Here is a 12,828-nt window from a genome sequence, read left to right on the forward strand (position 1 = left end):
CCCAGTATTCTGATCACGGCATGTACCGGATCATCTTCAACCTCGTCTTCAAGCGCATGGACCCGGAACGGGCCCACCATCTCGCTTATGTCTTCATCCAGGTGATCCAGGCCCTCGGCCTCTCGCGGCTGGTGCATGACTTCACCCGCCCGCGCACCGACATCACGGTGCACACCCTCGGCCGCACCTTCGAGACGCCGTTCGGACTCGCGGCCGGCTTCGACAAGGACGGCAAGATCGTCATGGGCCTCGGCGGTCTCGGCTTCGGCCACGTTGAGGTCGGCACCCTCACCGCCATTGCGCAGCCCGGGAACCCCAAGCCGCGCCTCTTTCGCCTCATCGCCGATCGTGCGCTCATCAACCGCATGGGGTTCAACAACCACGGCGCGGCCGAGGCTGCCACGCGCCTGCGCCACCTCGAGCGCCTGCGCCCGCGGCCGGTGCTCGGCGTCAACATCGGCAAGAGCCGGGTCGTCGAGGTGGACGACGCGCTGCACGACTATCGCGAGTCGGCATCCGTTCTCGCACCCGTCGCCGACTATCTGGCCGTCAACGTGTCGTCGCCCAACACGCCTGGCCTGCGCGGCCTGCAAGAGATCGACAAGCTCGCCCCGTTGCTCGAGACGGTGCGGCGGCACTCGGCCGGCACTCCCGTCCTGGTCAAGATCGCCCCGGATCTCAGCGACGATGAGGTCGTGCGCATCGCCGAGATGGCGGTCGAGCTCGGGCTCGACGGCATTATCGCGACGAACACGACCATCGCGCGCGAGGGGCTGGGACTTAAGACGGATGCCTCCGCCGTCGCCGCGCTCGGAGCGGGTGGCCTCTCGGGCGCCCCGCTCGCGCCGCGCTCGCTCGAGGTGCTGAAGCTGATTCGAGAGCACGTTCCCGCATCGCTGTGCGTCATCTCGGTCGGGGGAGTGCGCACCGCGGCCGACGTCGCTGAGCGTCTTGCCGCCGGTGCGACGCTCGTGCAGGGCTACAGCGAGTTCATCTACTCGGGTCCGCTCTGGGTGCGCTCGATCAACCGCGGCCTCGACCGCCTGCTGCACAAGCAGCGCGCGCTGTAGCGGCGGGCAGCTTCGGTGCTCAGCCCTCTGGCTGAGCCGGCACGCCGGTGGGACGAGCCCAGTAGCCCCAGGGGAAGGTGTTCTGGCGAATCAACTGCCACCCCTCGGCCTCGAGTGAGGCTCGCGTCGCGGTGCCCCAGATCACCTTCCGGTGCTCCCACTGCACGTCCGACTTCTCGAGCACGTGGTGCAGGGTGCCGTAGTCGACCGAATGCCATCCGTGCAGCCCAGCGGCGGCGAGTGCCGCCATCTCGTCGAATGCGGTGACGGGGGACAGCACGCGGCGCTCGCCCGTCGACACGGGGGCCGCGCCTGAGCCGAAGCGCTGCTGCGCCGCCTGTTTGCTGACGCCGAGCAGCTCGCCGACGGCGGCCCAGCTGTGGCCGGCCGCGCGGGCGCTGTCGATCGACTGCCTGAGCAGCCGCGCGGCTTCTTCTGCCGCCACGCGCGCGGCGTCCACGAGCTCGAGCGCGCCGTCGGGGTCGCTCTCGAGGCGATCGCGAAGGCCGTCGGGCAGCTCCATCACGGCAGCCGCGACCGCGTCGCGAATCGCGGCGGCGTCCGCCTCGCTGACACGCGAGCCGCTCATCGGTCGGTGTCCTCGCGAGGCAGATCGCCCAGTGGGTCGATGCTTTCGAGGCGGGTGCGATCGCGTTCGGCGGCGTCACGGCGCACCAGGACACCGAGAAGCGTGGCGACGGCGAGCACCGCGACGATCAGGGCGCCCATCAGCAGACCGCGCACGAAGTATGAGAAGCCGAGCTGCTCGCCGAGCGCACCGACGACACAGAGCAGCACCGTGAGCAGGCTCAGCGTCGTGCCGACGCCCGCGGTCGTAAGACGAGATGAGGTCATGCGTCAACCGTAGGTTGACGATCAGCGCGCGTCAAGAGAATCTTGACGGCCTTCGGGTCAGGCCGCGGGCGTTCCCTGATGGAAGCGCAGCCGCCACCCCGACGGCGTACGCACCCAGAGCGACGAGCGCCGGGCGAGCCCGCGCGGGCCCGACGTCTCGAAGACCAGCAGCAGGGCGTCGGATGCCACCCGGGAGACGCCGAGCACCGTCGTCAGTTCGGCCGCCTGCGCCGGCGCTGACGTGAGCGCCTGGATCGTGGTGTCGCGGTCCCAGAGCCGCCCCGAGGCCCCGATCTCTTCGAACTCGGGGTGCAGCAGCTCGGCGAGCCGGGACGCATCGGCGCGCACTTCAGCCGTGAGCAGCGACCGCTCGAGGCGCACGACGGTGTCCTCGTCGGTCGCGGCGTCGCTCGCAAGCGGCTCGACGTCGAACAGCGCAGGCTCGGGCGCAGCAGGCTCGGCTGCCGCGGGCTCGGGCGCTGGGGGAGTGAGTGCAGAGGCTGGGGATGCCGCGGCCGAGGCATCCGCGTCGGAAATCGCAGACCCTGCCCACCCGGGCCCCGTCGGGATCTGCGCGCTGCCGCGCTGATAGGCGGTCGCGACCGCCCGCGCCCGCAGGTCGGCGGCCTCGTTGAGCTCGTGCCCGGCGTGGCCCTTGACCCACTCGAACACGACCTGCCGTCCGGTGACGAGCTCGTCCAGCCGCTTCACCAGCTCGACGTTCATAACCGGCTTGCCGTCGGCCTTGCGCCACCCTTTGCGCTTCCAGCCGGGGATCCACTTGGTGACGGTGTTGATGACGTACTGGCTGTCGCACAGCACCTTGAGCGGCTCGCCGGCGAGCCCGGCGGCCTCGGTCTGCTCGAGCAGGTCGACGACGGCCATCAGCTCGCCCATGTTGTTGGTGCCGTGCGGCCAGCCGCCGGCGGCCCAGCGGGCATCATCGACATACCAGGCCCAGCCCGCTGGGCCGGGGTTGCCGAGGGCAGAGCCGTCGGCTGCGGCGATGATCGTCACAGTCAGGCGAGCCGGGTCACGAGGGCAGCTGGCCGCGCTTGACCTGCGGCTTCGGCATGCGCAGCGGGCGCAGCTGGATCGCGCGCATGGACGCGTACCACTTCACTCCGCGCTCAGCCGCACCGAACTTCGCGCGCAGACGACGGGCCATCATGGCGCCCATCACGAGGCAGTCGATGACCGTGAGCAGGAAGAAGCCCCACACCACGATCAGCACGTATGACGAGACCTGGTTCTTGATGTCGCTCGGGAAGGGCAGGAACGTGACGAGCAGCAGCACGACGACGATCGGCACGAGGAACTCGCCGACGCTCCAGCGAGCATCGACGAAGTCACGAGCGAACTTCTTCTGCGGGCCCTTGTCGCGGGCGGGGAGGTAGCGCTCGTCGCCGGCGGCGAGGCCCGCCTGCTGCCGCTCGCGCTCGGTGCGCAGGCGGTCGCGGTCGGCGACGCGGGCCGCCTTGCGATCGGCGGGGACGAGCGGGCGGCGGTTCGCTGCCTCGCGCTCCTTGCGGCTGGGGGTTGCACGGCCCTTGCCGCTGGCGATCTCTTCCGCCTGCTGGCGCGCGGCCTCGTTGGCGTCGCTTGCGGGGGCGGACGGAGCTTCAGTTTTCGAGCGGTTGAACACGGCGATCCTCGCGATTTCCTATCTGATTAAGCTTAGCCGCATGACGGATGCCGCCCCTTCAGCCACCTCACCGGATCAGACCATCGCCGAGGCAGTCGCGGGGGGCTTTCCCGCCGCCGTCGCGGATCTCGGAGGCCTTGTGCGTATCCCCTCCGTCTCCTGGCCGGCCTTCGACCCGACGTTCGTCGCGCAGAGCGCCGATGCGGTCGCCGAGCTGCTGCGCGGCACCGGGGTCTTCGACACTGTCGAGATCAAGCGGGCGCAGAAGGCGGGATTCCCCGAGGGCGAGCTCGGCCACCCGGCGGTGCTTGCAACCCGCGCCGCGCGGAACGGCAAGCCCACGATCCTGCTCTACGCCCACCACGACGTGCAGCCGCCCGGCGACGAGGCGAACTGGCAGACCAAGCCCTTCGAGCCGACCGTCGTCGGCGACCGGCTCTACGGCCGCGGCGCCGCAGACGACAAGGCGGGAGTCGTCTCGCACGTCGCCGCGATCCGAGCGCTGGCTGAGACGGCCGCGGCCGCGGGGGAGGAGCTCGAGGTCGGCCTCGCGGTCTTCATCGAGGGGGAGGAGGAGCACGGCTCCCACTCGTTCGTGAACTTCCTCGAAGACAACCGCGACGCCCTCGCCGCCGACGTCATCGTCGTCGCCGACAGCGACAACTGGGACATCGAGACCCCGAACCTCACCGTCGCGCTGCGCGGCGCGTGCGCCTTCAACCTGACGGTCTCGACGCTCAAGCACGCGTCGCACTCGGGCATGTGGGGCGGCGCGGCGCCCGACGCGATGCTCGCGACGATCAAGCTGCTGTCGACCCTGTGGGACGAGAACGGCTCGGTCGCGGTCGCCGGCCTCACGAGTCACGACGCACAGACCCCCGCCTTCGACGAGGACGAGCTGAAGGCATCCGCGGCTCTCATCGACGGAGTCAGCCCGATCGGCACCGGCAGCGTCCTCAGCAGGCTGTGGTTCCAGCCCTCGATCACCGTGACCGGCATCGACGCGCCGTCGATCGCGAACGCGTCCAACACGCTCGTGCCGCAGGCGACGGTGCGCATCAGCATGCGGGTCGCGCCCGGTCAGGCATCCGCCGACGCTCGCGACGCGCTGGTCAGGCACCTCAAGGCCAACGCGCCGTTCGGTGCGAAGCTCGAGTTCAGCGACGTCGAGACGGGCGACCCGTTCCTCGTCGACACGCGCGGCTGGGCCGCCCGGGCGGCGAAGCAGGCGATGATGGATGCCTGGGGCAAGGCTCCCGTCGAGGCGGGGATCGGCGGCTCCATCCCGTTCATCGCCGACCTGGTGCGCGTGTTCCCCGACGCGCAGATCCTCGTGACGGGGGTCGAAGACCCTGACACGCGCGCGCATAGCCCGAACGAGTCGCTGCACCTCGGCGTGTTCAAGCGGGCGATCCTGACGGAGGCGCTGCTGCTTGCCCGGCTCAACGCCGGATCGAAGTAAGCGTTCTTGGCGCAAGCCTGCTTACACTGACCACAGACTTATCCGGAAGGAGTTCGGTATGACCGACACCGCAGTGGCCCCACAGGTCGAAGAGAAGGCGCACGGCGTGCTCCTGAGCGACGCCGCAGCCGAGAAGGTGAAGAGCCTGCTGGTGCAGGAAGGCCGTGACGACCTGCGTCTGCGCCTCGCCGTGCAGCCGGGCGGCTGCTCCGGCCTCATCTACCAGCTGTACTTCGACGAGCGCATGCTCGACGGCGACGGCGTGGTGGAGTTCGGCGACGGCGTCGAGGTCATCGTCGACAAGATGAGCCAGCCCTACCTCGACGGCGCGACCATCGACTTCGAGGACACGATCCAGAAGCAGGGCTTCACGATCGACAACCCCAACGCGCAGGGTTCCTGCGCCTGCGGCGACTCTTTCCACTAGTTGTTCGTCGCAACATAAAAACCATGCTCAGGCCGCCTTTTCGGGCGGCCTGAGCCCGTTTCTCGGGATGTGGGCGGCACGCCACGGCCGCCCTATCACATCAGCGAGAGTTCGGGATCGCGCTAGGCTAAGCGAAGGTCCCCCAACGTTCCACACGAAAGGTCACCGGTGCGTCACACTCGTCGTCTCCGATGGGCCGCGATCCCGATCGCAGCGTCGCTAGCTCTGGTACTCGCCGGCTGTTCCCAGGATCAGCTGCACGGCTACCTTCCCGGCTTCGTGGAGGGCGAGAAGAACGTCACCACGATGACGAGCCGGGTCGCGGGCCTCTGGGTGACCAGCTGGATCGTTCTGCTGATCGTCGGCATCATCGTGTGGGGCCTGATCATCTGGGTCACGATCGTCTATCGCCGCCGCAAGGGCCAGACCGGCCTTCCTGTGCAGCTGCGCTACAACATGCCGATCGAGATCTTCTACACGATCGTCCCGTTCATCCTGATCATCGGCTTCTTCGCCTTCACCGCGAAGGACCAGGCCGCGATCGAGAAGCCGTACGCGAACCCTGACGTCAAGATCACCGTCTACGGCAAGCAGTGGGCGTGGGACTGGGACTACACGAGCGACAACGTCTTCGACCCGGGCATCCAGGCTCAGCCGGCTTCCAACGCCGCGCAGGGCCCGACCCACGGCAACGTGGTCGAGTCCGAGCTGCCGACCCTGTACCTGCCCGTGAACGAGAAGATCGACATCACGCTCAAGTCGCGTGACGTCATCCACTCGTTCTGGGTGCCGGCGTTCCTCTACAAGAAGGACGTCATCCCCGGCCACATCAACCACATGTACGTCACGCCGACTCGCATCGGCACGTACAAGGGCGACTGTGCCGAGCTGTGCGGTGAGTACCACTCGGCGATGCTCTTCCGCGTGAAGGTCGTCTCGCAGGCCGACTACCAGGCTCACATCGACAAGCTGAAGGCCGAAGGCAACGTCGGCTCGCTCGGCGATGAGCAGAACCGCAATCAGAATCTCCCCGGTAACGGGTCGGACTCTGACTTCACCAGCAATGGCACGGACTGAGGCGAATTAGGACCATGACTTCATCAACTGCCGCGCTGCCCTACACGAAGAACAAGTTCGACCGTAAGGGCAACATCCTCGTCAACTGGATCACGTCGACCGATCACAAGACGATCGCGTACATGTACCTGATCACGTCGTTCGTGTACTTCTGCATCGGCGGCGTGATGGCGCTGATCATCCGCGCCCAGCTCTTCGCGCCCGGCCTCGACGTCGTGCCCACCCGTGAGCAGTACAACCAGCTGTTCACGATGCACGGCACGATCATGCTGCTGATGTTCGCGACGCCGCTGTTCGCCGGCTTCGCCAACGCGCTGATGCCGCTGCAGATCGGCGCCCCTGACGTCGCGTTCCCGCGCCTCAACGCGCTCGCGTACTGGCTGTACAACTTCGGCTCCGCGATCGCGGTCCTGGGCTTCCTCACCCCGCAGGGTGCGGCCAGCTTCGGATGGTTCGCCTACCAGCCGCTCGCGAACTCGACGTTCTCGCCCGGTGACGGCGGAAACCTCTGGTTCTTCGGCCTCGGCATCTCGGGCTTCGGCACGATCCTCGGCGCGGTGAACTTCATCACGACGATCATCACGCTGCGCGCCCCCGGTATGACCATGTTCCGTCTGCCGATCTTCACCTGGAACACGCTGGTCACCTCGATCCTCGTGCTGCTCGCCTTCCCGGTGCTTGCCGCGGCGATCTTCGGTGCAGGCGCCGACCGCGTCTTCGGCGCGCACATCTTCGACCCGCAGAACGGCGGAGCGCTGCTCTGGCAGCACCTCTTCTGGTTCTTCGGGCACCCCGAGGTCTACATCATCGCGCTGCCGTTCTTCGGCATCGTCTCCGAGGTGTTCCCGGTGTTCAGCCGGAAGCCGATCTTCGGCTACAAGACCCTGATCTACGCGACGATCTCGATCGCGGCGCTGTCGGTGTCGGTGTGGGCCCACCACATGTACGTCACCGGCGCGGTGCTGCTGCCGTTCTTCTCGCTGATGACGATGCTCATCGCGGTCCCGACCGGTGTGAAGATCTTCAACTGGGTCGGCACGATGTGGCGGGGTTCGCTGACCTTCGAGTCGCCGATGCTGTTCGCGATCGGCTTCCTGGTCACGTTCACCTTCGGTGGTCTGACCGGTGTCATCCTCGCGTCGCCGCCGCTCGACTTCCACGTCTCTGACTCGTACTTCGTCGTGGCGCACTTCCACTACGTGGTGTTCGGAACGGTCGTGTTCGCGATGTTCTCGGGCTTCTACTTCTGGTGGCCCAAGTGGACCGGCAAGATGCTGAACGAGAAGCTCGGCGTGTGGCACTTCTGGCTGCTGTTCATCGGCTTCCACACGACGTTCCTGATCCAGCACTGGCTCGGCGTCGTCGGCTTCCCGCGCCGCTACTACACGTACTCGGCGGCTGACGGCTACACCTGGATGAACCAGCTGTCGACGATCGGTGCCATGACGATCGCGGTCTCGATGATCCCGTTCCTGCTGAACGTGTACGTCACGGCCCGCAACGCGCCGCGCGTGACGGTGAACGACCCGTGGGGCTACGGCCGCTCGCTCGAGTGGGCGACCAGCTGCCCGCCCCCGCGGCACAACTTCACGTCGATCCCGCGCATCCGTTCCGAGTCGCCGGCGTTCGACCTCAACCACCCCGAGGTGTCGGGAATCATCGACCCTGCAGGCAACGCCACTGTCGGCGAGAAGGTGAGCAACCCCAGTGCGGTCTAATTCGGTCATCTTCTGGATCCTCGCGGTCTTCTTCGCGATCATGGCCGGCACCTACGCGGTCTGGTCGTGGATCTACTACGACGGCCACCTCGAGTGGGTCGGGCTCGTCGCGCTGACGCTGTCTGCGATCCTGGGCGTCTTCCTGGCGTTCTTCCTCGGCCGCACGGCCAAGGGCTTCGGCGGCCCGCTGCCCGAAGACCGCCTCGACGCCAACATCGACGACGCCGACCCCGAGATCGGTCACTTCAGCCCCTGGAGTTGGTGGCCCTTCTTCCTCGGCGGCGCCATCGCGGTCATGGCCCTCGGCCTCGCCGTCGGCTTCTGGGTCTCGTTCATCGGCGTCCCGCTGCTGCTGGTCGCGCTGGCCGGCTGGGTCTTCGAGTACTACCGCGGCAACTTCGCCCGCTAGTCACTCGCGGCTTCACAAGAGCGCCCCTTCCGCTTCGGCGGAAGGGGCGCTTTCGTGTGTGAGCCGTGGCGCCACGAACGATTCGGCACAATTCGCGCGATTTGGCACACAAGTGGCATGGAAGCATGTGCCGAATCGTGCGTTATGCCGCCCGCGCACTCGCCGCTCGCGGTGTCACAATGGTCCGTGTGCGGCGCGTGGTCATCCAGAGCCACGAGGCGCCTACGCGGGCGCCCCTCGTGGTGAATCCAGGCCAGGCCGTCGGTGTCGGCACGCGTGACACCGAGTGGCCGGCCTTCGTGTTCGTCACGGCCGACGCGGGGACCGGCTGGGTTCCGGCGCGCCATCTCTCCATCGACGGCGATCGGGCCACCGTCGTCACCGCCTACGACACCACCGAGCTCACCGTGGCGGCGGGAACCGTTGTGGACGTCGTGAGCGATGATGCCGAGAGCGGCTGGTCATGGTGCCGGGCAACTGACGGCACGGAGGGCTGGGTGCCGAATCGGGCGCTAGGAGCGATCAGCGCCGGCGATGCCTAGCGACGCGTGAAGGCGAGGACGTCGACCGAGACCGTCGCGGCCTCGGGAAGGGCACGGCCGATCGCGGAGCTCACGTCGGCGGGGGAGCGACCCAGGTGGTGAGCCGAGGGGCCCATGCCTTGCAGTTGCCGGGCGCGGTCTGCGGTGAGCTCGAGCGCGTACGTCACGTGCTGCGCAGAGGCGGCTGAGAACCAGGGTGCGAGGGATGCCTCGACCGAGCCGGCCTTGCCCTCAGGCACGTCCAGCATGCCGCTGACCGCTCGCAGCTCGGCGAGATGGTCGGCTCTCGGCACGACGATCACGAGCACGACGCCCGGCCTGAGGACCCTGGCGAACTCCGGGGGATTCCTGGGCGCGAAGACGACGGTGCAGGCATCCGCCATTGCATCTCGAATGGGAAGCGGCGCGTGCACGTCGGCGACGAGACCCTCGACGTCGGCTCGCTCGCGCACGGCACGCTGGACGGCGGCGGGGGAGAGGTCGCTGGCGAGGCCCCGCGCCGGGGCGCCGGCGGCCTCGAGCGCGTCAAGGAGGCCGTGCAGATACCAGCCGGTGCCCGTGCCGGAGTCGAGCACGGTTCGCGGCTCAGCGGGGCGCACAGCGGCGATCAGAGCCTCCCGGATCGGGTCGTAGGCGCCTGAGGCGAGCAGCGCGGCCCGCTCGTCGAGCATCTCGGCGCTGTCGCCGACGACCCGCGTGCGCGACGGCAGCAGGCTGACGTAGCCGCGCTTGTTGACGTCGAAGCGGTGGCCCGATTCGCAGCCCAGCACCGGAGGCGCGGCATCCGGCATCGCCTCCAAGTCCTTAAAGCAGTTCGGGCACCGCAGCCATGCAGCAAGAGTCTGCACAGACATGCGATGCCCGAACGCGGCGCGTGAGCGCTAGTGCGAGGCGCCCTCGAGCTCGGGGACGTCGGCGCCGTGCCCGTGGTGGGCGGCCGCCTCGATCTCGGCCTGCGTGAGCGGGGTCAGGCGGTCCTGGAAGAACCAGCGTGACATCGCTGCGCGGAAGCGCATGGACTGCGTGATGCGACCGCGGGAGTCGGGGCGCACGACGAGCGGCGCGTAGCTCTCGTGGCTGACCAGGTGCCAGCGCTGGTACTCGTCGACCGGCTGGTGAACCTCGATGAACTCGCCACCGGGCAGGCGCACGATGCGGCCGGACTCGTAGCCGTGCAGCGCGAGCGAGCGGTCCTTCTTCTGCAGCGCGAGGCAGACGCGCTTCGTGACGAAGTAGGCGAGGATCGGGCCCAGGATCAGCATGATCTGGATCGTGTGCGTCACGCCTTCGATCGTCAGCTTGAAGTGCGTCGCGATGAGGTCACCGGAGGCGGCGGCCCACATGGCGGCGTAGAACGTCACGCCGGCGGCGCCGATCGCGGTGCGGGTGGCCGCGTTGCGCGGACGGTCGAGGATGTGGTGCTCGCGCTTGTCGCCCGTGACCCACGCCTCGATGAAGGGGTAGATCGCGACGATCACGATGAACAGCCCCAGGATCGCGATCGGGATGATGATGAACCACGACCAGGTGCGGTTGAACCAGTAGGTCTCGAGGTGCGGCGGGATCAGGCGCAGCATGCCGTCCGCCCAGCCGATGTACCAGTCGGGCTGGGTACCGGCGGAGATCGGGGACGGGTCGTAGGGGCCGTACTCCCACACCGGGTTGATCGTGAACAGCGAGGCGATCAGCACGATCACGCCGAACACGATGAAGAAGAAGCCGCCGGCCTTCGCCGCGTAGACGGGGAGGATCGGGTAGCCGACCACGTTGTTCTGCGTGCGGCCGGGGCCCGCGAACTGCGTGTGCTTGTGCACGACGACGAACACGAGGTGGATCGCGATGAACGCGACGACCAGGGCCGGCAGCAGCAGGATGTGCAGCGTGTAGAGACGGCCGACGATCGCGGTGCCGGGGTACATGCCGCCGAATAGCAGGAAGTTGATCCAGGTGCCGACGAGCGGGATGCCCTCGATCATGCCCGAGATGATGCGCAGACCGTTTCCGGAGAGCAGGTCGTCAGGCAGCGAGTAGCCGGTGAAGCCCTCGGCCATGGCGAGCACGAAGAGCGTGAAGCCGATGACCCAGTTGATCTCGCGCGGCTTGCGGAACGCGCCGGTGAAGAAGATGCGCAGCATGTGAAGGCCGATGGATGCCACGAACAGCAGCGCCGCCCAGTGGTGCACCTGGCGCATCAGCAGACCGCCGCGCACCTCGAAGCTGAGGTGCAGCGTCGAGTCGAGCGCGCTCGACATCGTGATGCCCTTGAGGGGAACCCACGGGCCGTTGTAGACGACCTCGGCCATCGACGCCTGGAAGAAGAACGTCAGGAAGACGCCCGTGATCAGGATGACGATGAAGCTGTAGAGCGCGACCTCACCGAGCAGGAACGACCAGTGGTCGGGGAAGATCTTGCGGCCGAACTCCTTGACGACGGCCGAGATGCTGGTGCGCTCGTCGAGGTAGTTGGCGGTGGCGCCGAAGAAGCCGTCGCGCTTGATGCGAGGGGTTTCGGTACTCATGAGTTGCGCTCCCAGAAGCTCGGGCCGACGGGTTCGTGGAAGTCGCTGCGCGCGACGAGGTAGCCCTCGTCGTCCACGGTGATGGGCAGCTGCGGCAGCGGGCGGCCGGCCGGGCCGAAGATGACGCGCGCCTCGTGCGTGATGTCGAACTGCGACTGGTGGCACGGGCACAGCAGGTGGTGGGTCTGCTGCTCATACAGGGCGACGGGGCAGCCGACGTGGGTGCAGATCTTGGAGTAGGCCACGATGCCGTGGTAGTTCCAGTCCTTGCGCTCGGGCGAGACGTGCAGCTCTTCCGGCTTGAGGCGCATGAGCAGAACGGCCGCCATGGCCTTCTGGTTCAGCATGTCCTCTTTGTCGTTCAGACCCTCGGGGATCACGTGGAAGACCGAGCCGATGGTGACGTCGGACGCCTTGATCGGGATGCCGGTCGGGTCCTTCGTGAGGCGGACGCCCTTGGCCCACATCGTGTGCTTCAGGTCCTTGACCGGGTCCTGGTTCTGGGGCGCGAGGCCGCGGAACAGCACGACAGCGGGAAGCGGGAAGGCGATCAGCGCGCCGATCAGCGAGTTGCGGATCAGGGTGCGGCGGCCGAAGCCGGATTCCTCGTTGGCCTCTTCGAAGATCTCGATGGCGCGCTCGCGGGTGTCATCGGTACCGCGCACGGGGTGGCGGATGTCGATGCCCTCGTGGTCGACCATGAGCTGCTTGCCCCAGTGCACGGCGCCGATACCGATGCCGAGCAGGGCGAGCACCATGCCGAGTCCGATGAAGAGCGTCGACAGGCGGATGTCGCCCATGTCGCCCGACTCGATCGGGAAGGCGAGGTACGCCGCGATGGCCCAGACGCTGCCGGCGATCGACAGGTAGAACAGCGTGAAGATCGTGCGCTCGGCGCGACGGCTCTGCTCGGGGTGCGTGTCGGTCAGACGCGGCCGGTGGGTCGGGAACCCGGGGTTGACCGGAGCATCCTCGAGGATGATCGCGGTGCCGGGGTCGCCCAGGCGCTCTGCCTCTACGGCGTGTTCGACGGCCGTCGACGACGTCTCGGTGAGCTCGACGCTCCCGCTATCGTCCTGTGCCATTGCTCTCCTTCTTGCGCTG

The 12,828-nt window shown here is 67.7% G+C and carries 14 protein-coding genes; 7 read left to right on the forward strand and 7 right to left on the reverse strand.

Features of this window, described 5'->3' with window-relative positions; translation table 11 throughout:
• The first annotated feature begins 20 nt into the window (after window positions 1–20).
• Window positions 21–1,070 carry a quinone-dependent dihydroorotate dehydrogenase gene (locus ABD736_RS00960; protein ID WP_344789869.1) on the forward strand — a complete coding sequence of 350 codons (1,050 nt, stop codon included), beginning with the start codon at window positions 21–23 and terminating at the stop codon, window positions 1,068–1,070.
• Between the two features lie 19 nt (window positions 1,071–1,089).
• Here the strand turns inward: ABD736_RS00960 and ABD736_RS00965 are convergent, their stop codons facing one another.
• From ABD736_RS00965 to ABD736_RS00980, 4 genes are read right to left on the reverse strand one after another with little or no spacing between them, the layout of a single operon-like run.
• Window positions 1,090–1,659, reverse strand: a complete 570-nt coding sequence (locus ABD736_RS00965; RefSeq protein WP_344789870.1) for a hypothetical protein — start codon at window positions 1,657–1,659, stop codon at window positions 1,090–1,092.
• Window positions 1,656–1,925 (reverse strand): hypothetical protein, encoded by a 270-nt coding sequence (locus ABD736_RS00970; protein WP_344789871.1) that lies wholly within the window; start codon window positions 1,923–1,925, stop codon window positions 1,656–1,658. Before ABD736_RS00970 ends, ABD736_RS00965 begins: the two co-directional genes overlap by 4 nt.
• A 57-nt stretch (window positions 1,926–1,982) precedes the next feature.
• Window positions 1,983–2,942 carry an RNase H family protein gene (locus tag ABD736_RS00975; RefSeq protein WP_344789872.1) on the reverse strand — a complete coding sequence of 320 codons (960 nt, stop codon included), beginning with the start codon at window positions 2,940–2,942 and terminating at the stop codon, window positions 1,983–1,985.
• Between the two features lie 16 nt (window positions 2,943–2,958).
• Window positions 2,959–3,570, reverse strand: coding sequence for a DUF3043 domain-containing protein (locus ABD736_RS00980; protein ID WP_344789873.1), 612 nt, complete (start codon window positions 3,568–3,570; stop codon window positions 2,959–2,961).
• Window positions 3,571–3,610: 40 nt separating this feature from the next.
• Here ABD736_RS00980 and ABD736_RS00985 point away from each other — a divergent pair, with 40 nt between their 5' ends.
• From ABD736_RS00985 to ABD736_RS01010, 6 genes are all read left to right on the forward strand, one after another.
• Window positions 3,611–5,032: a dipeptidase gene (locus ABD736_RS00985; RefSeq protein WP_344789874.1), complete on the forward strand. Its 1,422-nt coding sequence runs from the start codon at window positions 3,611–3,613 to the stop codon at window positions 5,030–5,032.
• Window positions 5,033–5,090: 58 nt separating this feature from the next.
• Window positions 5,091–5,459, forward strand: coding sequence for a HesB/IscA family protein (locus ABD736_RS00990; protein ID WP_344789875.1), 369 nt, complete (start codon window positions 5,091–5,093; stop codon window positions 5,457–5,459).
• 168 nt (window positions 5,460–5,627) lie between these two features.
• Window positions 5,628–6,536: an aa3-type cytochrome oxidase subunit II gene (gene ctaC, locus ABD736_RS00995; protein WP_344789876.1), complete on the forward strand. Its 909-nt coding sequence runs from the start codon at window positions 5,628–5,630 to the stop codon at window positions 6,534–6,536.
• 14 nt (window positions 6,537–6,550) lie between these two features.
• The gene (ctaD, locus tag ABD736_RS01000) at window positions 6,551–8,254 is read left to right on the forward strand and encodes an aa3-type cytochrome oxidase subunit I (protein ID WP_344789877.1); all 1,704 of its coding nucleotides are present in this window, start codon (window positions 6,551–6,553) and stop codon (window positions 8,252–8,254) included.
• The gene (locus ABD736_RS01005; protein ID WP_344789878.1) at window positions 8,244–8,663 is read left to right on the forward strand and encodes a cytochrome c oxidase subunit 4; all 420 of its coding nucleotides are present in this window, start codon (window positions 8,244–8,246) and stop codon (window positions 8,661–8,663) included. Before ctaD ends, ABD736_RS01005 begins: the two co-directional genes overlap by 11 nt.
• 188 nt (window positions 8,664–8,851) lie before the next feature.
• Window positions 8,852–9,205 carry an SH3 domain-containing protein gene (locus ABD736_RS01010; protein WP_344789879.1) on the forward strand — a complete coding sequence of 118 codons (354 nt, stop codon included), beginning with the start codon at window positions 8,852–8,854 and terminating at the stop codon, window positions 9,203–9,205.
• Here ABD736_RS01010 and ABD736_RS01015 read toward each other — a convergent pair.
• From ABD736_RS01015 to qcrA, 3 genes are read right to left on the reverse strand one after another with little or no spacing between them, the layout of a single operon-like run.
• On the reverse strand, window positions 9,202–10,059 hold the full coding sequence (locus tag ABD736_RS01015) for a putative RNA methyltransferase (RefSeq protein ID WP_344789880.1): 858 nt from the start codon (window positions 10,057–10,059) through the stop codon (window positions 9,202–9,204). The two genes, ABD736_RS01010 and ABD736_RS01015, sit on opposite strands and share 4 nt — an antisense overlap.
• A 27-nt stretch (window positions 10,060–10,086) precedes the next feature.
• On the reverse strand, window positions 10,087–11,724 hold the full coding sequence (gene qcrB, locus ABD736_RS01020; protein WP_344789881.1) for a cytochrome bc1 complex cytochrome b subunit: 1,638 nt from the start codon (window positions 11,722–11,724) through the stop codon (window positions 10,087–10,089).
• Complete coding sequence (gene qcrA / locus ABD736_RS01025) at window positions 11,721–12,809, reverse strand: cytochrome bc1 complex Rieske iron-sulfur subunit (protein WP_344789882.1); 1,089 nt, start codon at window positions 12,807–12,809, stop codon at window positions 11,721–11,723. The genes qcrB and qcrA overlap by 4 nt, the downstream gene beginning before the upstream one ends.
• Between the last annotated feature and the right edge of the window lie 19 nt (window positions 12,810–12,828).

This window comes from Gryllotalpicola daejeonensis (assembly GCF_039538145.1).
Classification (GTDB): domain Bacteria; phylum Actinomycetota; class Actinomycetes; order Actinomycetales; family Microbacteriaceae; genus Gryllotalpicola; species Gryllotalpicola daejeonensis.